The following is a 25,259-nucleotide window of genomic DNA, read 5'->3' as shown; positions in this document are numbered from 1 at the left end:
CCGCATTCTATTTCGGCGCATTGATAACCAGTCCGGCCTGATAAGGTCGGCAAACTGATTATCTGATGATGACATTCTCCAGCATCAAAGCCTCGGGTAGAGTTGAAAGATATTTACATGGTGAATGATAACAGTGAAATGTTGGAGGGGAACCTTGCGCCAGTAAAAGTGTGACCTGCAACAGGAAAATGGCCTGAATGACATCCCTTCGCAGCGAATAACTTTAAATTGTTGTAATGTTATTAATATATTAAATCATTAAAATATTTTATAGTTAAATGGCTTTTGAAAATATAATTTTGAGTTATTCTGCATTCTTTGTTCTTATATCACGCGCTAATATATTAGTCTGATTTAAGCGTGTCAGGATTGATAGCTTTATTTATGATAAGCAGTGTTTATTATAGCTATCGTAGGATAATGTTTTGTAAGTTATTTCTGTTTAAGAATTTTCTCTATGCTGAAAAATGTGTATACTTGTTTCTGCAAAAGGCTCTTCTGTTATCATTAAATATTATAAATCTGTCCTTAACACCCGTATTTCCTCTGCTCTGTATCTCTTCTCAGGGTAGAGGTTTTTTTTACCTGTAATTCATCGGGCAGCACCTGTTAATAATAATTTAACACTGTGCCAGGTGCTATTGTGGCGACTTTAATTAATGATGCCGGATGTCATGATTTTATAATAGTACCGCAGTGTTTCTATTCCGTAGTGAATTGTTCAACTATCCCTCTATTTACCAGGGTACAGTATAGTGGAGCTTATAATTGTCTGTTTTTCAGCGTGATATGTTTTTCTGGTCGTTGGGATAAATGTGACCTGGCTCATGGATTTTAATGCACTAAATGGCTATTTCTAGAGAAGTGCAAACGGTTGCACGTAGCTGTAATGGTATTCGTTCATTAAAAAAATATAGCGATGGTTTTCCTTATGCCTTTATAGGATATGGTGATTTAAATGATTTCCATTATCTCTTGGGTAGACGAAAACCGTTATGACTTCTATTAGCTTAACACCATGGAAAATAGTCGTAGAAACAAGCATGGAATAGGATGTGGTCATCAAGAAGGCGGTTTTTTATCACAAACATAACGATCGGTTTTGTATCTTTCTTAATATAAATCGTTGTCAGAACACCCATAAGATCAGTGGTCTGGGATGAGCGCTGATTTTATTTGACACTTCAGATGTATCCCACTCGCGCTGCATGCAGGTATCTCCTCGCAGTACCCCATAAATGAAACATTAAAGGATGTCCCACAATGGATATTGTTGAACGCTTTATTAACTACACCAAAATCAATACCACAACCTCACGGGAAAATGGCGCAAATGGCATCATGCCGTCTTCCCCTGGCCAGATGGTGCTGGCAAAACTGCTCGCAGCAGAGCTTGAAGCATTAGGGATGCAAAACATTGAAGTCAGGGATACGGCGATTGTAACGGCAACATTACCTGGAAATACTGACGATAATATTCCTGTCGTTTCCTTTTTTGGACATCTGGATACCAGTGCAGAACAGACTGCAGATACGCACGCGCAACGCCTTCACTATCGCGGTGGAGATTTATGCCTGAACAAAGAACAAAATATCTATCTGCGCGAAAGTGAATTTCCGGAACTGAAAAATTATATCGGTGATGACCTGCTCGTGACGGATGGAACCAGCCTGTTAGGTGCTGATGATAAAGCTGCCATCGCTGCCATCATGAATGCCATACAGTATCTGGTTGCACACCCGGAGATTAAACATGGACCGGTGAAGGTCGGTTTTGTTCCTGATGAAGAGCAGGGGCTACGTGGTGCCAAAGCCTTTGATGTTGCCGCGTTTGGCGCTGATTTTGGCTATACCCTGGATTGCTGCGGCATAGGTGAGTTTGTCTATGAAAACTGGAATGCAGGCGATGCGGAAATTATCTTCACCGGTCAATCTGCGCACCCAATGTCAGCTAAAGGTAAGCTGAAGAATTCTCTGCTGATGGCGCATAAGTTTATTGCGATGCTGCCGGGCGGAGAAGCACCTGAATATACGGAAGGTCGTGAAGGATATTACTGGGTAAAACAGCTGCAGGGTAACAGTGCCCGTACCGTACTGAAACTGGATATTCGCGACTTTAGTGAAGAAGGTTATAAGTCCCGTATGGCATTTATTCGCCAGCTTGCAGTGAGTGCCTGTGCACTATGGGGCGAAAATAGCGTGGTCTGCCATTTAACCGACCGCTATGCGAATGTGTTTAATAGCCTACAGGGCAATGCGCATTATCCTATCGATATTGCTATGCGTGCTTATCAGAAATGCGGAATCACTCCGCAACCTGTCGCCATGCGTGGGGGGTATGATGGCGCGGTTTTGTCGCAGAAAGGGTTACCGTGCCCGAATATTTTTACCGGTGCGCATAATTTCCATTCAATTTATGAATACTTGCCGGTGCGATCGCTACGGGCAGCCAGTGATGTTGTGGTCGCAGTAATTGAAGAAACCTACGCTGAGTTCGCTGAGGGGAGAACTCAGTCATGATTCAGGTTTTAGTTGCCCTTCTGGTTATCGTTGTGGTCGCTCGTCTGATCCTGAAGGGGTACCGGGCCGAACCTGTGTTATTTATCGCGGGTCTGGTGCTGATGATTTGTACCGGATTAACCGGATGGGGCTCCGTATTGCCGAAGGGGGTTGCCAGTACCGGGATTGCTTTTCTCGATCCATTTGAAGTCATGCGCGATCTGTTCAGCACACGTGCAGCCGATCTCGGTCTGATGATCATGGCGTTGATGGGATTTGCTCATTACATGGATCATATCGGGGCAAATGAAGCTGTGGTGCGCGTGGTGACGAAACCGTTACGGGCACTACGATCTCCTTATATTCTGCTGTTTTTTTCCTATCTGCTTGCCAGTCTCCTGCAACTGGCCATCCCTTCAGCAACCGGGCTTGCCGTGTTACTGATGGGAACAATGTTCCCGATTATGCTGGGCCTGGGGCTCTCTGCGGCTTCGGCCGCCGGGGTCATCGCCACCTCGTTGGGGGTGGCATATACCCCAACAGCGATTGATGCCATCAGGGGAGCGAAAGCCGTCAATATGGATGTAGTGGAATACGTTGTTTACCACCAGGGGCCAGCAGCACTTGCAACCGTACTGGTTGTCGGCGTTTGCCACTTTTTCTGGCAACGTCATTGCGATCGCAAAGCGGGGACGTTACCTCGGGAAATCGGGAGCGCTGAGATTGTCGATTCAGGAAAGGCGCCGGCTTTTTATGCTGTGCTTCCCATGTTGCCAATACTGATGGCGGTAGGATCATCCGCGATGTTTGTCAGTGGAATTAATCTGAACATAATCACCATCGTGCTTATCGCGATGGCTATTTGTATGCTGATTGAATGGATACGAGCGCGTGATTTAAAGTCGGTGTGTGAAGGGTTCAGCCATTTTCTGAAAGGAATGGGCGCGGCGTTTACCGGTGTTGTGGGCCTGCTGGTCGCTGCCGGGGTTTTCGCGCATGGCATCAAAGTCATTGGTGCCATTGATCAGTTAATTTTGATGGCAGAACATGTCGGATTACCCCCCTTTGCGATGGCCGTCGTCTTTGCACTGGTGACGCTTGCGGCAGCAATTATTATGGGCTCGGGGAATGCGCCATTCCTGGCATTTGTTGAGTTAATCCCACAAATTGCCGCGAGCATGGGCGCTAACGCAGTAGCCATGATCCTACCTATGCAGCAGGCATCACATATGGGGCGGGCTATTTCGCCGGTATCCGGTGTTGTTATTGCGGTTTCAAGTGGGGCGAAAATTACACCTTTCGATGTGGTTAAACGTACTGCCGTGCCGCTTATTGTGGGCTTTGTCACCCATACTTTGATTATCGGTATTTTCTATTAGCCGTAACGGCTGCAAGCAAACCTCCGGGTCGCGGAGGTTTGCTTGATAATGTTTTTATAACCTCAAATAAAACTGGTTGTCATGAGTTATTATTTGTTTTCATCTTTATCGCATTATTCTTATTGTTCGGTCACGGTGTCTTATATAGATGAATGGTTAGGGAAGGTAATATGTTAATCTGGTGTTTTTCATACGTGTGAATTAATTAATCTGGATCATATGATGCTGGTTTTAATTGTAGTAGCTTTTTAAATGAAGTAATGCCAGGTCCAAATGTGATAACGATTTATCTGGGTGGGTTTTAAGTGGTCAGTGATTTAGGAAAGGTCAGCGCATCGAGGCACAATTATCAGGATGAACTTGAAACGTTTACCTGGAGTGCATTAGTTGCCGTGGGTATCGCAATACAGGACCAGAAGGTTTGCTCTAAAATATCAGAGCATCTGTTCATTATGAACTGGCTGGTGATTGCGAAAAAAAGGAAGATATTTTCAAAAACTATCGCCAACGAACTTCAGTGGTTAATTGAAGAGGGGAAAAGGAAAAGTATAAATGCTCAACTTAAATTTAAGATAGAGTATTTATATGCTACATCAAGTGGTGATGTCACAATGCAGAGCTACTATTTTAAATTTACTCATGTTATTGAAAGGCTGAGGAATAATGGCTGGGCGAGTTTTCTTCTTACACCAGGGAAATGGCGTGATTTGAGTGAAAATGTTAAGGTTCGCAAAGGCAATTTTATTTTTATGGATGACACCCGACTTCAGGAGTGCTTTGGCACTCAGGGCGAGATATTAAAGCCTTTCTGTCTTCGGGTTTATGGTGATGTTGAATTTGCAAAGTCGCTGTTCATCAAAAATAGTCTTCCGGTTGAGATTGTGAAGCATGCTTCAAATGAATTTTACTACTTTTATTTTAATTTAGATGAGCGATAAATACTGGCGATACATAAAGAAAATTTACCAGTCATAATATGTTGCTGTAAACAGACTTTACATCATGAGATATAAATCGCGAAATAGGGACCGGGATGTTTACGCGAAAGTTAACGATCACGACTGAATGGATAAAGTTATCTGATGTTCCTGACAGTGTATTCATCGCTTTTCGAGGGGTAATCGAAATATGCGAAAGTTCATCTGTTCCTGATGACAAGACTCCCCTGCTAAGGTTAGAAAATGAAATGGCGATTATCACGGTTGACGCATTATCCTGGGTCAGAGCTCCGGCAGATAGTCGGGGAAATATTATGGTATATATTCTCTGATGTGCTGAATATTAACACCGATAAATTACATCAGACATCGGTACAGTCATCATGACCTGATTACGCGGGCTACAACATCCGTATTGCATTGGTGTTATAGATTATGCCAAACACCGCTACCGCCAGCAGGAACAGGGATGAGATAAAAACGTTGTATCTGACAAACCGCGCGGGCATCCAGCGTTTGAAAATCACGATATAAAATGACAAAACGGCAACGTCAAAAATGACCTATACCAGCGTGAGTATCAGCATGCTGGCGGCGAAATTATGTGTAATGGTGATGAATTGTGGAAAGAATGAAACGAAAAACAGAATATCTTTCGGGTTTGACACGCCAATCAGAAAACCGTTGATAAATCCCCCATGAGACGGCTGGCGAGAGTCTTCGCTGGCGGCTTGATTTCGTGCCCACAGGCTACAAAACGCGCTATAGCCGATATACAGCGATCCGGCGAGACCCAGCACACACAGCAACAGAGGAGAGAGTGATACCACCCCCGCCAGCATCAGCGCAGCAAGCGTAAGCAGTAGCAATGAAGCACCGTTAGTTCCGCATAGGGTCATAAAGGCCTGGCGATAGCCGTATTGTGCCGCTGTCGCGGTAATCAGCGCCACAACAGGGCCAGGCGTTAGTAACAGTGTTAGCACCGAGAGGCTGTATACAGCCAGTAAAGTGAGATTCATATCTGATGATCCTGACGTTATTTTTCATCAGTATTCCGCTTGCGGGCCACATTGAAAAACGAATAAAACTGCGCTCTACTGTGAGTAAAACTCAACATAGAAACCGATGATGACGCTACCCCCGTTGTATGCCCTGAGAGCTTTTGAAGCTGCTGCCCGTCTGGGGTCCTTTAGTAAAGCGGCTATTCAATTGAACGTCACGCCTGGTGCGGTAAGCCGTCATATTCGCACACTGGAAGCCTGGTTTGGCTGCGAACTGTTTGTTCGTAGCGGCCCCCGTATTGAGATAACGCCTTCAGGACAGGGGTTAGCGCAACAGCTGACAGCCGGGTTTCAGAGTTTAGAACATGCCTGCCATGCTTTTCGTAGCAGCAGTCATGAGCTGCGGTTGAAAGCACCCTCAACGTTGACCATGCGCTGGCTACTGGATGTGCTGCGGCATTTCCGGGAAGCCCATCCAACGCCGGTGATTGAAATCTCCAGCGTGTGGATGGACACCGATTCCGTCGCATTCAGTCGCGAACCGTATGACTGTGCAATCCTGTTGGGGAATGGTTATTTTGGTGAGGATACGGACAGCCGTTTGCTGTTTCAGGAGTGGCTTATCCCGGTATGCGCGCCTGTGTTGCAGGCTCAGGCGCAAAGTGATATCGCCGTCTGTGAATTGATTCATCCTTCCGTCGATCGCCGCGACTGGCGTCGCTGGTTGCAGCGTACCGGGGCATTTCCTGCGTTGAACCTGGCTCGTGGCAAAGTGTTCGATACCCTGGAACAGGGAAGTCTTGCGGCAATGAGCGGGCATGGGATCGCGGTCGCCGATCTGCTATTAAGCCTGACAGCTATTCAGGGCGGGATGCTGGCGTTACCGTTTAAACAGGCAGTCGCGACAGGAGAGGGGTATTACCTCGTCTGGCCAAAAGCTTCAACCCGACTACGAAATATTGAGTTGCTTTATCGCTGGTTAAAAGACGCTGCGCCTGAGGCTGACATGGCAGAACTGCTCTGGCTGGAATAACCCGCCGAACACCATATTGATAACAGTTCTCATTATTATTGTTGTGTTGTGCGGGTAATGGTAATGTTGCCACCCGTCGTACGTTGCAAATTCCATTTCCTGTGCAGAAGACAGCATGAACAACACCACCGCCCAGAATGCATCCGGACGTTTTACCCGCACCTTCACCGTCAGTGAGTTTAGGGACTTTGGTGAGCGTTACGGGATCGATTACCGTTTTCCGTTGCTGGCGCAAAAACCGGGTCTTCCGTGTTCCAGTGCCGTGTTGCAAGGGGAAGTAGAGGAGATGATGCTCCCTTGCGGGATGTGCGTCACACACTCTGATGTACAGGTGCTGCAACCGTATGAAACCACCTCCCGGCACAGTAGCCCCTTGTATATGCTGGTGGTGCTGGAAGGTTGCGTGATACTGACGCTCAACGGGCAGGAACATGTGGTACGTTCCGGCATGGCGTTTAGTTCGCGTCTGAGTGAACACCAGGCGATGAGCGCCCGTCACCCTGCAGACTGCAAGCTACGGACGCTATCGCTTGGGTTATATCCTGACGGGACATGGCGTACAGGATTACTTGAATCCCTTATGCGTGAGTGGGAAAGTTGCCAGACGCCAACGCTTATTTGGCAGGTGCCGGGGTTTTTACTCAGTGGATTACAATATGCGCAGCAGGGCTCGCTGAGTCAGGTTTCCCGCCAGTTGATGCTGGAAGGACTGATTTTACAATTATTTGGTCACGGTCTCAGTGTTTGCCAGGTAGAGAGCGGTAAATGCCTCGCTGCCAGTGGCGAGCAGCAACGGCTGGAAAGTGTTCGTCGCCTGTTGGAGCAAACCCCTGAAAATGACTACACGCTTTACGAGCTGGCGCAGCGCGCAGCGATGAGCCCCAGCAGTTTGCGCAGTAAATTTCGCATGGCCTATGGCTGCTCGGTGTTTGACTACCTGCGCGACTGCCGCCTGGAACGTGCGCGTGGCTATTTGCTGGAAGGATATAGCGTACAGCAAGCGGCCTGGATGTCTGGCTACCAGCACGCCACCAACTTTTCTACAGCCTTTCGTCGTCGCTATGGCTTTCCGCCTGGTGATGTTCTCAAACTTTGCTAATCCATTTTCCCGTTTTATGCGCGAGGCAGATTAATTATTTGGCGCTGCGCATACGCAACCTGGCATTCGGCATAGCTACTCCTGATACAAAAAGGGCAATAATTCTCATTTACAATTAGACATGCCTTGGGAGATGTTCATGTTCGCAAAGACTCGGTTGGCGCTGCTGGTAGGATGGGTGACCGGCAGCGTGGCTTTTCCTCTGCTGGCGCAGGAAACACCAAAAAACGATACGGTGGTTGTCACTTCGCAAATGCAGAGTGGGGCGACCAAGCTTGCCACACCGGATATAGAAACGCCGCAATCGGTCTCTATCGTTACCCGTGAACAATTTGAAGAGCAAGGTGCAACCAGCGTGCGGCAGGCTGTTAGCTACACGCCTGGGGTGTACAGTAACCAGATCGGTGCCTCCAGCCGCTTTGACTACATTGTGCTGCGCGGTTTTTCCGATGGTAGTCTGGACAACGTCTATCTCGACGGCCTGAAAATGATGGGCGACACTAACTCGCACAGTTCGCTGGTGGTCGATCCGTGGTTCCTCGATACGATTGAAGTGGTGCGCGGTCCGGCTTCCGTGTTGTACGGCCGATCTTCTCCGGGCGGGATCGTGGCGCTGACATCGCGTAAACCGTCGTTTGATGCGGGTGGAGAAGTGAAACTGTTTGCCGGAAACAACAATCAGCGCGGGGCCGCGTTTGATGTCACCGGGGCTCTGGACGATAACGATCGCGTGGCGGCGCGCCTGAGTGGCATGACGCGCTATGCGGATTCGCAGTTTGGCCCGTTGAAAGAAGAGCGCTACGCGTTGATGCCCAGCCTGACCTGGCGCATCACTGACCAGACGCGTCTTGACCTGATGGCCTATCTGCACCGTGACCCGGAAGGTGGCAGCCACTCTGGCCTGCCGTATGACGGCACCGTTGTGCCACACTATGGGCAGAAGATCGCCAACACCTTCTACGAAGGCGAGGACGAATACGACAAATACGATCGCCGTGAAAATATGGTCGGCTACAACATTGAGCACATGTTTGATAACGGCTGGTCGGTGCGGCAAAAGTTACGCTATTTGCATACCGACGTTGAGCTGAACCAGGTGTATGCGGCAGGCTGGTTGAATGAAACAGAGCTTAATCGCGGCTATTCCGGATCAGATGAAAAAATGTCGGCGATTGCTCTGGATAATCAACTGGATGGTAGCTTTGATACCTGGCTGGTCAATCACCGCTTGCTGGTGGGCATCGATTATCAGGATCGCAGCAACAATACTACCGGCTATTACGGGGCATTTCCGCCGATCGATGCGTTTAACCCGGTGTACGGGGCGAAGCCGGATTACATCAATATGTATGCGCGCGAGAAACACAAGTTGCGCCAGACGGGCTACTATTTGCAGGATCAGATGTCATGGGATCGCTGGCGTATAACGCTCGGTGGCCGCTACGATCAGGTGAGCATATCTAATATTGATAAGCAAAACGGCACTCGCAGCGATCTGGACAAAAATAACTTCAGCAGTCGCGCTGCGCTGCTTTACTTGTTCGATAACGGTGTTGCGCCGTACATCAGCTATTCCACCGCCTTTACGCCAACCAGTTTTGCTGATGAGAACGGTAACCTGTTGGAACCGATGAAGGGCAAGCAGTGGGAAGCCGGACTGAAATATGAACCGGAAGGGTTGAATAGCCAGTTTAGCGCGTCGGTGTTCCGCATTAATCAGACCAATATTGCCACCAAAGAAGAGCCGACCGATCCGTACCGTTCGATTGGCGAAATTGAATCTGAAGGGGTGGAGCTGGAAGCTATTAGCCAACTGACAGACAGTTTCCGTTTGCAGGCGGCGTATACCTACACCGATATTCGCTATAAGAAAAGCAGCCCGGAGGAACAGGGTAAGCGTGCCGTTTATGCACCGCGCAATCAGGCCAGTACATGGTTAAGCTACGATGTGAAAAGTGGCCCACTGGAGGGGCTGACGTTGGGCTCAGGCGTGCGCTACGTTAATGGTATTACCAGCGATCGCCAGAATACTCACACCCTGCCATCGTATACGCTGGTGGATCTGGCGGTGGGTTATGACTTAACGAACATCGGTATAAAAGGACTCAGTGCGCAGCTCAACGTTAACAACCTGACCGATAAACGCTATGTAGCGGCCTGTAACTCGCTTTCTTATTGTTACTTTGGCGCAGAACGCAGCATTGTGGGTAGCGTGTCGTGGAAATTCTGATGTTAACCCTCGTTTTTTAGCCGGATGATGGCGCTGGCGCCTTATCCGGCCTACAGGGGCACCCCGATGTCGGCCTGATAAGCGAAGCGCCATCAGGCATTCATTGCCCGTTGATGACCAGAACGGCTATTGCGTAAAACCGTTTTGCATACAAATCTGCGCGCTGGTTCTCAGGGTAAAGGCTAACTTGTCAGGATAGTGGCTGTAATAGTTATGTTCTTCTTCCAGCCCTTTTGCCTGCGCCAGACGTACCGTTTCCAACGAACAGGTTCGGTAGACCAAATCTTTATTCATATTGCTCTGCTTCTCGCGCTGTTTATCTGCAGACAGCGCCAGCCAGCGTTCTGACAGCGTATAATCGTAGACTACCCGATTATCTTTCGCCTGAACGTTCTCAATGGTAATGAACTCGTCAATTTTCAGTCTTGGCTGCCCGCGCATTTTTTTCTTATCTTCTGCGGCGGCATATTGCGCCAGCGCATTAATATCCATGCCAGCTATTTTTTGCTTATAGACTTCAACGTAAGCCGCAGGCTGTTGATAATGCTGAGCATAGGTATTTCTTAATTCCCCGTCACTCATTGAACAGCCAGCTAAAAATAAAGGTAATAGCAGCGTCAGTTTTGTTTTAGTCATGATATTATCCCATTCATTATTGTGGTCCCCAGTCGCCCATAACAAAATAAAAGAAAACGTATTACAGGTGATCTTTAGAGTTGTATAAACGGGGTGACGACAGCACAAGTGCAATTATCTTAAAATGGTGGAATAAGCGGGAAACCCTGCCAGAATTGGCAGGGTTAATAGATAAAGAGGATCAGAATTCCATTTTCACCGTGAACTGCACTTCTCGTGGGTCGCCAATCTGATTACCCAGATTATTGGTGGCAATGGACGAGGTGTAATAGGTCTTATCAAACAGGTTTTTCACATTGAGCTGCAATGTGACTGGATACTGCAGCTTCATCTTATAAGCGGCAAAAGCATCGGCGACAAAATAGCCTGGCAGATAATAGTCTGCGCCATTGGTTGCGGAACGGCGACTCACCCCATGACCACCACCGCCAATTGTCAGGGTATTGCCCATAAAAGCATTCTGAATATCGTAGGTGAGGAATAATGAGCCGGTATGCTTTGGTACATTAGGCAGTGGCTTACCTTTGTAATCAGGATCTTCTGTCACTTTCGCGGCGGTATAACCATAGCTGGCGATGATATTGGTGTTGGTGGTCAACGAACCGGCGACATCCACTTCCACGCCTTGTGAACGCACGCGACCCGCCGTTTTCGCCACGGTTTCACCATTGATCATTTCGTTGTACAGCACATTGCGTTTATCAATATCAAACAGGGCAATATTGGCGGTGATACCGTCAAAGATATCGAATTTTGCCCCCACTTCATAAGCCGTTGAGGTTTCAGGTGGCAGTTCGCCAATATAACTGGCGATAGAATATTGCGGCATGAAGGAGCGTGACACGTTACCAAATAACGATATGGACGGCGTCAGTTTATAAACCATACCGAATTTGGGCACCCACTGTTGGTCGGTACTGTCGGTGTTGACGTTGAACGGACGGCCTTTGCCAGCATATTCGGTGTAGTACTGATAACGCATCCCGGCGACGGCGATCCATTTATCGGTCAGGTACAGCGCGTCCTGCACATACGCGGAATAGCTCTCTTGTTGAATGGTCTGATCGCTATCAGCGGCAGAAACGTTAGTACATTTACCCAACGTACCGTAGACAGGATTATAAATATTGAACCCTTTTACGTTCTTGCAGCGGATCATGTCGGTGCGTAGCAGATCGTAGTTCTCATAAGAGACACCGGTGAGGATCTCGTTATAAAAGCCAGCGATATCGACGTTGCCCTGCAAATCGGCACGCGTGGCGTGCATGCGCTGGGTGGAGCCTTGAGTGGCATCAACACGGCGGGTCAGATTTCCGGTTGCAGAATCATAAGCCATCACGCGAGCCTGATTATCGCTGTATTTATCCTGGCTAAAGCTGTAGTCGAATTTCGCTGTCCATTCGCTGTTGAAGCGGTATTCAGCATTCAGTTGCGCCAGATCCGATTCGCCATCGGTGATATTAAACGGCTCATCAAAACGGGTTTTGCTATCCACATTCACCGCGTGTTTGGTGTTGAGATCGAAAATGGTGCCGCGATCGAACGGGGCTTTATAGTCACGATGTGAATAGAGCACATTGACGGTGGCGTTGTCGCCAAACCAGGTCAGGGACGGGGAGATGAAGCTGCTTTTATTCGTGCCGAAGTTACGCCAGTAATCCTCATGCTGATATTCGCCAATCAGGCGATAGGCCAACTGCGTGCCTTCAATCGGCCCGGTCACGTCAAATTGTCCTGTGCCGCCGCCGAAGCTGCTGGAGGTGGCTGAAATCGACCCGCCAAACTGCGTTTCTGGACGCTTGGTGACGACATTAATCAGGCCGCCGGGATCGAGAATCCCGTACAGGGTTGAGGCCGGGCCTTTCAGCACTTCCACGCGTGAGGTGGCGGCGTTAAAGCTGCGCGGCAATACGGTTTTCAGACCGTTGGTCATCACCGAGCCGTCACGGTTTGCGCCGAAGCCACGGCGGACAAACGCATCCTGTGTGCCACCTAATGTGTTGGTTTGCACGACGTTACTGACGTTATACAAAGCTTCGTCCAGCGTCGTGACATGCTGATCTTCCAGAACGTGATCGCTGACAGTGTTCACCACTTGTGGGATATCCAACAATGGCATGGATGTCAGCGTCGCGGTGGACGAGCTCAGCGGTTGGTAACCCGATGTTACGGCCTGATCGGCAGAAGACGCATCAGCCCGAACGGTGATGGTATCTTCCCCTTTAGGCGGAGTCGTCTCTTTCTCCGCTGCGAATACCGTCGGTGTTGTTGTTATGCCCAGAAAGAGAGCAGAGCACAATGCCCGCCCTTTCATCCCCGAAAAGTAAGTCGTTAACTCAGCCATTATTTTATTTATTCCGCAAAAGACCCTGCCAAAAATGGGCAGGGAAACAGGTTGATTCAATTCATTGCCCGGCTTACCAGCCCTGCATTTATCCATCTGTAAGCCGCCGTTACTGGCGTCAGATGTGTAATTGAGAATCATTCAACCATGAGCGTTTGTAGTAGTAAACGTAAAAATGAAAAAGAAACTACAGGTGATTTGACGCAATTTAACCGTCGTTTTTTTAAGGGTATTTTATTTTTAATCTATTGAAAAAGAATGGTTTTTATTGATTTTTCAGCGTTTTTTATTTGTGCTTTAGTTGTTGGCTACAGGTGATGTAACTACAGGGTGTAATTGCTTGACTACTACAATGCAAGCCAGCAAGATCACAAGGAGAATGAGTTTTATTTTTATTTAGAGAGTTACGCATGCAAGCTTTGCCATGCGGCGGCGCAGGAGTGAACATGCCACAGCATGTGGAAAATACCGCCCACAGAACGGGCATTGAACTACAACAGCTTTCTGCGGGTTATCGCCATAACACCATTGTCCACGATATCTGTCTCACTATCCCGCAAGGCAAAATGACGGTGCTGGTGGGGGCGAATGGCTCGGGTAAATCAACGTTGTTAAGCACGATCGCCCGTATGTTGAAACCGCACGGTGGTAGCGTATTGCTGGATGGCAAAGCCACTCATCAGCAGCCCACCAAAGCGGTTTCACGCCAGCTCGGCATCCTGCCGCAATCCCCACTGGTGCCCGAAGGACTCACTGTTTTCGAACTGGTATCGCGCGGGCGTTTTCCCTGGCAGAACATGCTTTCGCAATGGACGGACGATGACGAACGCGCCGTGGAGCAGGCACTCCAGTTAACCGGAACGGCTGATTTTGCGCATTTACCGGTAGAGAGCCTTTCCGGTGGGCAACGTCAGCGCTGCTGGATTGCCATGGCGCTGGCACAACAAACGCCGGTCATCTTGTTGGATGAGCCGACTACGTTTCTCGATCTGCGCTATCAGGTGGAGATCCTCGAACTGCTGCATTCACTGACTCGCCATCATGGCCGTACTGTGGTTGTGGTCCTGCACGACCTGAATTTTGCCGTGAATTATGGGGACATGCTGGTGTTCCTCAAACAGGGGAGGTTGCAGGGCGTCGTGCATGATGGCGAAAACTGCACGCCCGAGTTGATTAAGCACGTATTTGACGTCGACGTGCAGATGTCGGTGAATCCTCTCACCGGCAAACCGTTCTTTATGCCGTTTCGCGCGCCGGGCGGGGAAGAGCAATGACGGTCATGGCAAGCACACTGGCTCGTCGCCGTGGCCGGTTTATGCTGGCGCTCCCCGTGTTAATGCTGCTGTTGTGTGTTCTGGCGGTGGTGCACCTGGGTGTTGGCGCACGCACTATCAGCCCGCAGACCGTCGTGCAGGCGCTGTTCCACTTTGACGCGAAAAATTTCGACCACCGGATTATTGTCTCCTTACGTCTGCTGCGCATGGCGGCGGCGATGCTGGTCGGCGCGGCGTTAGGTGTTGCGGGTGTGCTGTTGCAGGCGTTGATTCGTAATCCGCTGGGAGAGCCGCATATTCTGGGGCTGAATGCCGGTGCGGCGTTTGTCGTTGTGTTGTGCGCCGCGCTTGGCGTGACGGGGGCAAGCCAGCCATTGCTGGCGGCAGGCGGAGCTGCGGCACTCTTTTCGTTGGTGATGGCGCTTTCATCTGCCGGGCACGGTGGCATAACGCCACTGAAGGTCACGTTGTGCGGCGTGGCGCTGTCGGCCATGGTGTCATCGCTTACTGCGGCCATCCTGATTCTGGATGAACAAACCCTGTTGGCAATGCGCACCTGGCTGGCGGGTGATCTCGCGGGTTTGAGTTGGGAAAGTGTCAAAAGTGCCGTTCCCCCATCGCTTGCCGGTATGGTGCTGGCGCTTGTTATCGCGCCGGGCCTGAATATTCTGGCCCTCGGAGACCGTATGGCCTGTGGATTAGGGGTGAACATTCTGCGCATACGCTTGCTGGCAATGATCGCCATTGCGTTGTTGTGCGGTGCGGCAGTCTCTGTCGTGGGGCCGCTGGGGTTTATCGGCCTGTTAGTGCCTAACGTGATCCGCCGTCTGGTAACAGAAGATATTCGTCAGATGCTACCGACTTCGGCATTGCTGGGTGCGGCGCTGCTGCTGCTGGCGGATATTGCCGCCCGCACGGTGCTGGCTCCGCAGGAGCTGGCTACAGGGATCATGACTGCCCTGGTGGGCGCACCGGCATTTATCTTCATTGCGTCGAGGTTTTTGAAATGAACGATATGCTGCAGCGTGCAGGGCTTCGTGCATGGCGGGTGGGGGGATTTTCTCGTGTCATTCGCCCCAAAACCGTGCTGTACAGCCTCGGCCTGACGGTGCTGGCAATCGCATTACTGCTGTTCGGCGTGATGCAGGGTTCACTCCCGGTTCCGGCTTCCGCTATCGGACGGGCGTTGTTTGACCCTCAGGCGTTGACGACTCAGCAACAGTATGTCGTTTGGGATGTACGACTGCCGCGACTGCTGATGGCGCTTCTGTGCGGTGCGATGCTCGGATTGGCCGGGGCGGCGATGCAATCTATCACCCGCAACGGGTTGGCCGATCCCGGGCTTATCGGTGTCAAAGAAGGGAGTTGCGTGGTGGTGCTGGCCCTGGTGCTGTTTTTCCCGTCCGCAAGTCTGGTTTGGCGGCCCCTGGCGGGAATGGCCGGTGGCGCACTGGTCGCCACACTGGTGATGCTGCTGGCCCGTGATTTCTCCCGGCCTCGCTTCGTGTTGATAGGCATTGGTGTGTCATGGTTCTTTGCGGCGGGAATGGGCGTATTTATGACCACCGCCGATGTCCGTGACGTACAAACTGCACTGGTCTGGCTGGCGGGCAGCCTTCATGCCGCCACCTGGCCACTGCTGCTGGTGGCGCTGGTCTGGACGTTGCCTGCAGCCATCATCTTATTTGCCACGGCGCGAGCTTCGGATGTGGCGCTGCTAGGCAATGCGACGGCAACGGGGCTGGGTGTACGTTTACCCCGACTGGCGTTGTTGCGTTTTCTCGCGCCGGTTGTACTCACTGCCGCCAGTGTTGCCTGCGTGGGCAGCCTCGGTTTTGTCGGGTTGATGGCGCCACACATGGCTCGATTCTGGCTGCGTGGCGGGCAAACAGCGCTGCTGTGGGGAAGTGCGTTGATCGGTGCGTTGCTGGTGCTGCTCACCGATACCGTGGGTCGTCTGGCGTTTGCACCATTGCAAATCCCTGCCGGGATTGTCATTGCCCTGGTCGGTGGACCGTTCTTTTTACTGTTGCTCTGGCGTCGCCGGGATCGTTTGTAATTGTTAAGAGGGTATATGCATTTAATCTTTTCATTGCTGCTGCTGGTCGGCTGCACCGTCCAGGCGGCGGTGCCGGTTCAGTCATTTACTGACGATCTCGGGCGGGTAGTGAACGTGCCGCTGCATCCGCAGCGCATTGTGTCATTGCACGATCTCGACATCACTATTCCGCTGATCGAACTGGGCGTGCCTCCGGTGGCCAGCCACGGTCGAACGCGCCCGGATGGCAGCCATTTTTTACGCTCCGGCGTGCTGCTGACCGGCGTGGATTTTGATAATTCGAACATGACGTATATCGGTACAGCAGACATTGATATTGAAGCCATTGTGGCCTCGAAGCCGGATTTAATTATCACCGAACCCAGCCGTAACACGCCGATTGAGCAACTGGAAAAAATAGCGCCGACGGTCAGTATCGACCATCTCGATGGCGGTGCGCCGGAGATCTACCGCAAGCTGGCGCAGCTTACAGGTACGCAGAACCGGCTGGCATTGCTGGAACGGCGCTACCGTGAAGAAATTGCCCAACTCAAGCGGACGGTAGATACGCAGCACATCTCTGTGGCGGTAATACAGGCTAATCAGGGTAAAATCAATGCGTTGCACACCTATCATTCTCTGGGGCGAGTTTTACGCGATGCAGGCTTCACCTTCCCGACGCTTATCGATAGCATTCCGCCGGGTGGGCGCATTGATGTCAGCGCGGAACGTCTGCCTGAACTGGATGCCGATTTTGTCTTCGCGACCTGGCGTGGGGATACCGGCGGTAAACCGCAGGATGAAATCACGGCGATGGACGCGGTGATGCCCGGCTGGTGTGAGTTCCTGACCGCCTGCCAACGCGGGCATTACATTTTACTCTCCCGTGAAGAGGCGATATCTAATTCCTATGCCTCGCTGAGCCTGATGGTGGCGCAGGTGCAAACGCACATCGCCGGACGATGGCTACCGGAGGCTAAATAACCATGCTGACGGCGAAAAAAGCCAAAAATCGTATTGATGTCTACGGTGACCGTTTTCGCGCCAGGGCGCATTTACTCTCGCCACGTATGCAGGCTGTGGCGCGTTATATCAACGAGAACCGCGAAGTGGTGCTGGAGTTTACGGCGATAGAAATCGCGGCCGCCACTCAAACCTCTGACGCGACGGTCGTCAGGGCAATTCAGGCGCTGGGGTTTGCCGGGTTGCGCGATTTAAAGCAGACCATTGAACACTGGTTCGGCCCGGGCGTGACCTCAGAAGAGAAGATGACCACTACGGTGAATACGCTCTCTTGCGATGTGAACTCCAGTATTGATTTTGTATTGCAGGGGCATCAGCGTACTTGTGACGCTCTTTCTACACCGCAAAACCGCTATGCAATTGCGCAGGCGGTAGCATTATTGGTAGAAGCCCGTCAGGTGGGGATTTTTGGTATTGGCGCATCCGGCGTATTGGCGGATTATACCGCTCGTCTGCTCAGCCGCATTGGCCTGCCTGCGGTAGCGTTCAATCGCACCGGGATTAACCTCGCGGAGCAACTGATCGCATTGCAGCGTGGAGATGTGCTGATCATGATGGCGCAGAAATCACCGCACCGGGAAGGGCTGACGACAATTCGCGAGGCCAGGCGGTTGGGGGTCCCGGTTATTTTACTGACGAACGCGCTGGATTCCCGTTTTAGTAAAGAAGCGGATGTGGTGATTAACGTGCCACGCGGCGGCGAGAATGGGAAAATGCCGCTCCACGGTACGGTGCTGGTGTGTCTGGAAATGATTGTGCTGTCTGTCGCTTCTACCGCACCGCAGCGATCAATTAAATCCGTGAAGCGGATTAACGAACTGTACCGGGGTATTGGTAAATCCGGGGCGAAGAAATAAACCGATGATACTCGATGTGCAGGCCGGGTAGGGGGCCGTCGCCACCCGGCATAAATGCAGACAGATCAAACCATTAATGACCGATCATGCCGGCCTTCGGGATCAACTGGAAATACATATGATCCGGCACCGGCGTCTGCCAGACGTTGGCGTACACCGCATAGCCTACGGCGGCAAACAGAATACCGAGCAGCAGTAGCGTCATTGTCCACCCTGATAACCTACCTTGTCGCCACCCTGGTTTCGGCGCTGCGCAGTGCCCTGATTGCGCGCCAGGCGGTGTTTTCAGTGACATGGTCAGCGTCGAGGCTACCGGACAGGATTCCACACAGGTCATACACCCCGTGCACTCAACGGTGCGTACCTGAATTAAACGATCGACCGGAATATTCGACGGGCAGTTCTTTGCGCATTTGCCGCAATCAATGCAACTGTCGGCATTACGGCGGATCTTAAACGGCGAAAGCAAAGAGAACAGTCCAAGCAATGCGCCATAGGGGCACAGATAACGGCACCACGCATTGCGAATAAACAGGCTCATGATGCTGATAACCGCTACCACGATGAGCGTCGTCGTGCCGACATGACGAAAGAAATCGAGCATCTTAACGTCGATAATCATGCCGTAGGCTGACATCAGAAAATACTGAATCCCCTGTGCTGGCATCGACAGGGCGATATACAGAAAGAAGCTCAGCAGCAGATATTTCAGGCTCAGTAAGGGGAGATCCAGCCAACGCGGCAGGGTGAAATTGCGACCCGCTATTTTTTTGCCCAGATTACCAATCAGCTCAGACAGCGTACCCACCGGGCACAACCACGAGCAGAACGCTTTTTTTAACAGCAAACTCATCAGGATAAAGGCAACAAGCAGCAGCATGGACGCGGCGTGAATGGGGGGAAGAAAACCAGTTTCCAGTGTGTATCTGATATTCATCAGACCGGCAATGGGAAGCCATCCCTCAATACCGCCGGGTCTTGGGATATAAACGCTGGTACCGGCTGTTTCGAAATAGCGAACCCAATACCAGAACGTCACGCCAATATAGATATTGATGGCCAACAGGAGAAACTGGGTGGCTTTTCTCCAGCTACTGGCATTGCGCCAGTCATTCCAGGGCAGTTTCCCTCCGGCTGTGCCAGGGCGGCGCTGCCAGCGCGTTTTCTTCTTCCCGTTCATGATCTTTTATTATCCTTCATATTTCCCCCTGCATTCAGGAAGACTCATCACCGGGATATGCTACCGCTATAAAGATATAGTGTATTTGATTTGCATCTTATTAATCGGCTGCCATTTCTATCACGCTAATGAGCATGTATAAAAATAACAGCACGATATTTATCACAGGTCAGATAAATACCCTGAACGAGGTATTTATTTATCTGTGGGGGACGACAGTCATTCCTGGTACGTTTCTACGCGGTTACGGCCATGGCTTTTCGCCAGATAGAGCGCGCGATCGGCTTTATCAACCAGTTGTTTGTAGTCGGGATGATAGTCATATTCGGCAACGCCGATACTGACAGTAATAGAGAAGGATTCAGTCATGGAAGCAGCTATACGCAGCTCGGAAATTTTCTTACGCAGGGTTTCCAGAATAATCGAGGCCTGCGATTCGTCTGATTCGACGAGCAGGATCATAAACTCCTCACCACCATAGCGGAATACGTAATCGCTGCTGCGGATGTGCTCATAAATTACGGCCGCGACGTTTTTCAGCGTCATATCGCCAGTATTATGTCCGTAGCTGTCGTTGATCTGCTTAAAATAATCAATGTCCAGCATTGCCAGGGTAAAGGGTTTTCGTGAATGTAACGCCAGCGAGATTTCACGGCGCATAATAGTTGGAATAAAGCGGCGATTAAGCAGTTGGGTCAGCGAATCTTTGCCATTTTCCTGTTTGACCAGCGCTTCAAACATTGAGGCGAGGAGAAAATGGATTTTGGCCGAGAGTTGTCGGACGTCCTGCAATAAGCTCATCCGTTCGGTTTCGCCAGGCTGATGCTGATTCGAGAGTGTCTGTGTCAGACGGTTATCGATCTCAGCGATCACGGATTCCATTTCTGCCAACAGATTACCGCTGCCAAGAATGTGTTTCCCCTTATGAGAGAACCACATACCAAAATCTGAGTCCGCCAGGAACACCAGATCACCGGGCGGTAATCCAGTCGCAATGTTGTAGATAAACTGATTTTCCCAATCGGTAAATGAACGGATTTGCCGTTCGCGCTCGACGTTGACGTCGTCGTAAATGGTCTGCAGCCGATACTGCTCCTGGGTGTGCATCGAGTTTTGATAGCTCGGAGAGTAGGAAACGGTCATGGCCTCCAGCGCGGTGTCCATCGCCAGACTGCTAAAACAGATAGCATCGCTCAACAGGCTGACAGAGTCGTCGGCCTTACTTTTCAGCAACTGATACAGCTCTTCTTTTAGCTTACGCGCCCCGCGGTTAACCAGATCGATAGGCAGGCCGATACGGGCGTGTACTACACCAATTTCACGCTGTTTTGCCAGCAAGAGTGAGAGATCTTCATATGCGCTGCCGAGCACGCTGCGTAGCCAGTCAAACATACTGCCGCTCAGTCGCGTACTGACCTGCTCCGTATTCAGAAACAACGCGCTCTCCGCATGAGAGAGCATGTAGTCATAAAAAACGGTCACTAAATGGCGGATCTCATCGTCGCTTAACCCTGTGAGGATCGTATGAACGTCAGGGGATGTCTGGCGTATTAGCGCCCGCCATTCTGTAAGGAGTAATGTGTCGTTTACGGGATCAACCTGTTCCATCTCACAGCCACTCAAAATGTGATTGAAAAATTCAGGCGGTATTACGGACAATTACGTCACGATGGTCAAGTGAAACTCTCTTTACGTATTAACGATGGCTAATACCTTCATAAATCAGCCTTAAGGCGAAGACGCCGATGATGGCACCAATCACCCGGCTGGCAACGCGCTGAATGCGACCATATGCACGGCGCACTGCAGGAAGAGAAAACGCCTGGCTGAGAAAAATACGCCAGATAACAGAAGAAAGCACAATGCCTGCCCATGCCATCAGTCTGGCCCAGGTCGGGGTTTCTGCACTTAAGGTGACTGAGAAAATACTAATAAAAAACAGTACGGTTTGCGGATTGGATAAATCCGTTAACAGCCCGCGACGAAAGAATACGTACCAGGGGGCGGAGATTGGTTGCTGTAACGTGGGCATTTGCGGTGTGGCCTGATGACGTATGCTATTCCAGGCAAACCACAGTAAGTATGCACCGCCGACGATTTTTATCAGTGAGAATATCTCTTCACATTGGGTGATAAGCGTCGCCATACCAAACAGGCCAAGCCCGGAGTAGAACGCATCGCCTAAGGCAACGCCCAGACCGGTCATCACACCCGCGCGTCGTCCCGACGCCAGGCTGGTTTGCACCACCACGAACAGGTTTGCACCGGGGTTGAAAAAGGTTAAAACAAACAGGCTAACGGTGAGCACAACGGCGTGCAGAGGTTCCATAGACAACGATTCCATCGGTGAGAAAATGAATGTTTACCCGCAGGTCATTTAAGCATCTGCACCTACTATAGTTTTAGTGCAATCACTATTCTGAGTATTCACTCACAGTGCACCATCAAACGCAGTTAATTTCTTAATGTCATCATTAATGCTATTTGTATCACCGGAATCGTCGGATAACGCGGCAGTTGTGGATTTCCTGTTGTGGCTACGGCGCAAGATTTCTTTATATTTCCGTTGGCTCTGGATCTTTTAATCAGGCTGAACTACTTATTAATCATCCTTGACTTGCATGCTGGATGTTCAGGGGTCGATGATGGCATAAATAACAAAACCTGGAGTTTTTATATGAAAACTGGATATAAGGTATTAATTGGTGCGCTAGCGTTTGTCGTAACCAACGTGTATGCAGCGGAATTTATGACAAAGGTTGAGTTTGAAAAGGTTGAGTCGCAATATACAAAAATTGGTGATATCTCAACCAGTAATGAAGTCTCCACCTCTGATGCGAAAGAAGATCTTCTGAAAAAAGCCGAAGAGAAAGGCGCAGATGTTGTGGTATTAACATCTGGCCAAACGGATAACAAAATCCATGGCACTGCCAATATTTACAAGAAAAAATAATACGTTGCATTGAAAGATAAAATACCCGCCAGTCTCTGTACTGGCGGGTTATTCTTTTAACCTGCGCCAAAACGTGGTCCGGCTGATACCGAGATATCGCGCCGCCGCTGTTTTATCACCGTTGAATTGTGCCAGCACCTGTTGTGGCGTCAGTGATGATATCTGGGGTATTTCGGCGACAATCGCCAGCTCTGGCAATAATTGTTGCAAGAAATGGACGTTAAGCTCTGGTTGTGGCTCGACGCTTAAAAACAATGCCAGACGCTCCATCATATTGCGCAGCTCACGAATATTCCCCGGCCAGCCGTAATTCAGCAGCGTATGTTCGCTGAGCCCCAGTCCTTTGCGCACAGACTCAGAAAACGGCACATCTAATTCCGCCAGTGACTGTTTTAAAAAGCCTTCCGCCAGCGGTAAAATATCAGGTAGCCGTTCGCGTAGCGGGGGGAGTTTGAGGCGCAGAATGCTCAGGCGATAAAACAGATCGGTACGAAACTCGCCTTGTTTCATCTCTTGTTCCAGGTTGCAGTGCGTGGCGCTAATCACCCGTACCTCTACCGGAATGGGGTGATGTCCGCCTACCCGGGTGACCTCTTTTTCTTCCAGTACGCGCAGCAGTCGGGTTTGTAGCGGCAACGGCATTTCACCTATCTCATCAAGAAACAGTGTTCCGCCGTGGGCGATTTCAAACAGACCCGCGCGTCCGCCCCGCCGTGAGCCGGTAAAAGCGCCATCCTCATAGCCGAACAACTCCGCTTCCAGTAAGGATTCGCTGATTGCCCCGCAGTTGACGGCAACAAACGGTGGTGAGGGTTTACCGCGTCGATTCTCCTGACGGGTGAAATATTCACGATGAATGGCCTGCGCCGCCAGCTCTTTCCCCGTACCCGTTTCGCCCTGAATCAACACCGGTGCGCGAGAACGGGCGTAGAGCATTATGGTGTGGCGAACCTGTTCCATCTGTGCCGAATGACCGCGCATATCTCCCAGTGCATAGCGGGTGCGCAGTGTATCGCCAGAAGCGTATTGACCGTTTCGCCGTAGCGTCAGGCGCGTCATATCCAGCGCATCGACAAAGGCCTGGCGCACGGTAGCTGCTGAATAGATAAAGATGCCGGTCATACCGGCTTCTTCCGCCAGATCGGTAATGAGTCCCGCTCCGACCACTGCTTGAGTGCCGTTGGCCTTCAGCTCGTTGATTTGTCCTCGGGCATCTTCTTCGGTGATATAGCTACGCTGTTCAAGCTGTAAATTGAAGGTCTTTTGAAAGGCGAGAAGCGCAGGAATGGTTTCCTGATAGGTAATGACGCCAATTGATGACGTGAGTTTTCCCGCTTTCGCCAATGCCTGTAGCACATCGAAGCCGCTGGGTTTAATCAGGATCACCGGAATTGATAAGCGGCTTTTCAGATAGGCACCGTTGGAGCCCGCCGCAATGATCGCATCACAACGCTCGCTCGCCAGCTTCTTGCGGATATAGGCGACCGCTTTTTCAAAACCAAGCTGGATAGGGGTGATGGTCGCCAGGTGATCGAACTCCAGGCTGATGTCGCGGAACAGTTCAAACAGACGCGTAACAGAGACCGTCCAGATAACCGGTTTGTCGTCATTCACCCGCGGCGGAAGATGCGTATCAGCCATAACCAACTCAAAAAGTAAGGAACCGAATATTGGGTTTAGTTGTGTTTCATACATGTTGCAATGAAACGTTCATCTCGGTTTCATGAAACGATAGCTGACACGCTTTTGTACATAAAAAATGCAGGGGTTAAATGTAATTCTTTGTTTTAAAAATAAAAAATAGGATTTCAGCAAAAATTCAGGTCTTTGGCATACCCCTTGCTTTAGGTTTATCAACGAACGATAACAAGTTGATAACAAGAGGACGGGATATGTCTCTACACTCCCCAGGGCAGGCGTTCCGCGCTGCGCTCACTAAAGAAAATCCATTACAAATCGTTGGCACCATTAACGCCAACCATGCGCTCTTGGCCCAACGCGCCGGATACCAGGCGATTTACCTGTCTGGCGGCGGCGTGGCGGCCGGCTCATTGGGATTGCCCGATCTCGGTATCTCTACGCTGGATGATGTGCTGACCGATATCCGCCGTATCACCGACGTTTGCCCGCTGCCGCTGCTGGTGGACGCTGATATCGGGTTTGGATCGTCGGCATTTAACGTAGCGCGTACCGTGAAGTCGATTTCCAAAGCTGGTGCTGCTGCGCTGCACATTGAAGATCAGATCGGCGCTAAGCGCTGCGGCCATCGTCCGAACAAGGCGATCGTTTCAAAAGAAGAGATGGTCGACAGGATCCGCGCGGCCGTTGATGCGCGTACCGATCCTGACTTCGTTGTCATGGCGCGTACCGATGCGCTGGCGGTGGAAGGGCTGGACGCGGCTATCGATCGCGCGCAGGCGTATGTCGAAGCGGGCGCTGACATGCTGTTCCCGGAAGCAATCACCGAGCTTGCGATGTACCGCCAGTTTGCCGATGCGGTACAGGTGCCGATCCTTGCCAACATTACTGAATTTGGCGCGACGCCGTTGTTCACCACTGATGAACTGCGCAGTGCGAACGTGGCGATGGCGCTGTATCCGCTGTCGGCCTTCCGTGCCATGAACCGCGCCGCTGAACGGGTATACAACGTGCTGCGCCAGGAAGGGACGCAAAAGAGCGTGATCGACATTATGCAGACACGCAACGAGCTGTACGAAAGCATCAACTACTACCAGTTCGAAGAGAAACTTGACGCGCTGTATACCCAAAAGTAAG

The 25,259-nt window shown here is 50.7% G+C and carries 19 protein-coding genes and 1 pseudogene; 13 read left to right on the top strand and 7 right to left on the bottom strand.

All coding sequences use genetic code 11. The features are described 5' to 3' along the window. Positions 1 to 1,263 precede the first annotated feature (1,263 nt). The 3 genes from pepT to OGX95_RS05470 all read left to right on the top strand — a co-directional run bounded on the left by pepT (position 1,264) and on the right by OGX95_RS05470 (position 4,816). Entirely contained in the window at positions 1,264 to 2,520 is a 1,257-nt protein-coding gene (gene pepT / locus OGX95_RS05480; protein ID WP_286628605.1) for a peptidase T, read from the top strand. Then, on the top strand, positions 2,517 to 3,878 hold the full coding sequence (gene dcuC / locus OGX95_RS05475; protein ID WP_286628604.1) for a C4-dicarboxylate transporter DcuC: 1,362 nt from the start codon (positions 2,517 to 2,519) through the stop codon (positions 3,876 to 3,878). The genes pepT and dcuC overlap by 4 nt, the downstream gene beginning before the upstream one ends. 305 nt (positions 3,879 to 4,183) lie before the next feature. Beyond that, positions 4,184 to 4,816: a DUF2913 family protein gene (locus OGX95_RS05470; protein WP_286628603.1), complete on the top strand. Its 633-nt coding sequence runs from the start codon at positions 4,184 to 4,186 to the stop codon at positions 4,814 to 4,816. 401 nt (positions 4,817 to 5,217) lie between these two features. Here OGX95_RS05470 and OGX95_RS05465 read toward each other — a convergent pair. Next, positions 5,218 to 5,835: pseudogene (locus OGX95_RS05465) on the bottom strand (LysE family translocator). 109 nt (positions 5,836 to 5,944) lie between these two features. On the opposite strand from OGX95_RS05465, the gene OGX95_RS05460 reads away from it, so the two are divergent. The 3 genes from OGX95_RS05460 to foxA all read left to right on the top strand — a co-directional run bounded on the left by OGX95_RS05460 (position 5,945) and on the right by foxA (position 10,179). Next, positions 5,945 to 6,850: a LysR substrate-binding domain-containing protein gene (locus OGX95_RS05460; RefSeq protein WP_286628704.1), complete on the top strand. Its 906-nt coding sequence runs from the start codon at positions 5,945 to 5,947 to the stop codon at positions 6,848 to 6,850. 115 nt (positions 6,851 to 6,965) lie between these two features. Then, complete coding sequence (locus tag OGX95_RS05455) at positions 6,966 to 7,949, top strand: helix-turn-helix transcriptional regulator (RefSeq protein WP_286628602.1); 984 nt, start codon at positions 6,966 to 6,968, stop codon at positions 7,947 to 7,949. Between the two features lie 121 nt (positions 7,950 to 8,070). Beyond that, positions 8,071 to 10,179: a ferrioxamine B receptor FoxA gene (foxA, locus tag OGX95_RS05450; RefSeq protein WP_286628600.1), complete on the top strand. Its 2,109-nt coding sequence runs from the start codon at positions 8,071 to 8,073 to the stop codon at positions 10,177 to 10,179. Positions 10,180 to 10,305: 126 nt separating this feature from the next. Here foxA and OGX95_RS05445 read toward each other — a convergent pair whose 3' ends face one another. Together OGX95_RS05445 and OGX95_RS05440 are read right to left on the bottom strand one after the other, a co-directional pair. After that, positions 10,306 to 10,815, bottom strand: a complete 510-nt coding sequence (locus OGX95_RS05445; protein ID WP_286628598.1) for a hypothetical protein — start codon at positions 10,813 to 10,815, stop codon at positions 10,306 to 10,308. A 181-nt stretch (positions 10,816 to 10,996) separates the two neighbouring features. After that, entirely contained in the window at positions 10,997 to 13,159 is a 2,163-nt protein-coding gene (locus tag OGX95_RS05440; protein ID WP_286628597.1) for a TonB-dependent siderophore receptor, read from the bottom strand. 446 nt (positions 13,160 to 13,605) lie between these two features. Here OGX95_RS05440 and OGX95_RS05435 point away from each other — a divergent pair, with 446 nt between their 5' ends. Genes OGX95_RS05435 through OGX95_RS05415 form a run of 5 tightly spaced genes read left to right on the top strand, consistent with a single transcriptional unit; the run spans position 13,606 to position 18,351 of the window. Further along, a complete protein-coding gene (locus OGX95_RS05435) occupies positions 13,606 to 14,433 on the top strand; it encodes an ABC transporter ATP-binding protein (RefSeq protein ID WP_286628595.1) in 828 nt (275 codons plus the stop codon). Then, positions 14,430 to 15,443, top strand: coding sequence for a FecCD family ABC transporter permease (locus OGX95_RS05430; protein WP_286628594.1), 1,014 nt, complete (start codon positions 14,430 to 14,432; stop codon positions 15,441 to 15,443). Before OGX95_RS05435 ends, OGX95_RS05430 begins: the two co-directional genes overlap by 4 nt. Further along, positions 15,440 to 16,492: a FecCD family ABC transporter permease gene (locus tag OGX95_RS05425; RefSeq protein WP_286628592.1), complete on the top strand. Its 1,053-nt coding sequence runs from the start codon at positions 15,440 to 15,442 to the stop codon at positions 16,490 to 16,492. Before OGX95_RS05430 ends, OGX95_RS05425 begins: the two co-directional genes overlap by 4 nt. Positions 16,493 to 16,507: 15 nt before the next feature. After that, positions 16,508 to 17,455: an ABC transporter substrate-binding protein gene (locus OGX95_RS05420; protein WP_286628591.1), complete on the top strand. Its 948-nt coding sequence runs from the start codon at positions 16,508 to 16,510 to the stop codon at positions 17,453 to 17,455. Between the two features lie 2 nt (positions 17,456 to 17,457). After that, positions 17,458 to 18,351: a MurR/RpiR family transcriptional regulator gene (locus tag OGX95_RS05415; protein ID WP_286628589.1), complete on the top strand. Its 894-nt coding sequence runs from the start codon at positions 17,458 to 17,460 to the stop codon at positions 18,349 to 18,351. Between the two features lie 73 nt (positions 18,352 to 18,424). Here the strand turns inward: OGX95_RS05415 and OGX95_RS05410 are convergent, their stop codons facing one another. The 3 genes from OGX95_RS05410 to OGX95_RS05400 all read right to left on the bottom strand — a co-directional run bounded on the left by OGX95_RS05410 (position 18,425) and on the right by OGX95_RS05400 (position 21,860). Beyond that, on the bottom strand, positions 18,425 to 19,531 hold the full coding sequence (locus tag OGX95_RS05410; RefSeq protein ID WP_286628587.1) for a 4Fe-4S binding protein: 1,107 nt from the start codon (positions 19,529 to 19,531) through the stop codon (positions 18,425 to 18,427). Between the two features lie 219 nt (positions 19,532 to 19,750). Then, the gene (locus tag OGX95_RS05405) at positions 19,751 to 21,139 is read right to left on the bottom strand and encodes a diguanylate cyclase (RefSeq protein ID WP_286628586.1); all 1,389 of its coding nucleotides are present in this window, start codon (positions 21,137 to 21,139) and stop codon (positions 19,751 to 19,753) included. Positions 21,140 to 21,227: 88 nt separating this feature from the next. Further along, complete coding sequence (locus OGX95_RS05400) at positions 21,228 to 21,860, bottom strand: LysE family transporter (RefSeq protein ID WP_286628585.1); 633 nt, start codon at positions 21,858 to 21,860, stop codon at positions 21,228 to 21,230. Between the two features lie 348 nt (positions 21,861 to 22,208). Here OGX95_RS05400 and yahO point away from each other — a divergent pair, with 348 nt between their 5' ends. After that, complete coding sequence (yahO, locus tag OGX95_RS05395; RefSeq protein ID WP_286628702.1) at positions 22,209 to 22,484, top strand: DUF1471 family periplasmic protein YahO; 276 nt, start codon at positions 22,209 to 22,211, stop codon at positions 22,482 to 22,484. Positions 22,485 to 22,532: 48 nt separating this feature from the next. On the opposite strand, the gene prpR is transcribed toward yahO, so the two are convergent. After that, complete coding sequence (gene prpR, locus OGX95_RS05390; RefSeq protein ID WP_286628584.1) at positions 22,533 to 24,125, bottom strand: propionate catabolism operon regulatory protein PrpR; 1,593 nt, start codon at positions 24,123 to 24,125, stop codon at positions 22,533 to 22,535. Positions 24,126 to 24,376: 251 nt separating this feature from the next. On the opposite strand from prpR, the gene prpB reads away from it, so the two are divergent. Continuing rightward, complete coding sequence (gene prpB / locus OGX95_RS05385; protein ID WP_286628583.1) at positions 24,377 to 25,258, top strand: methylisocitrate lyase; 882 nt, start codon at positions 24,377 to 24,379, stop codon at positions 25,256 to 25,258. Position 25,259 lies beyond the last annotated feature (1 nt).

Origin of the sequence: Citrobacter sp. Cu233 (genome assembly GCF_030332225.1) — a bacterium.
GTDB lineage: Bacteria > Pseudomonadota > Gammaproteobacteria > Enterobacterales > Enterobacteriaceae > Citrobacter.
Note: the sequence above shows the minus strand (reverse complement) of the source record. Positions and strands in the feature narration are given on the sequence as shown.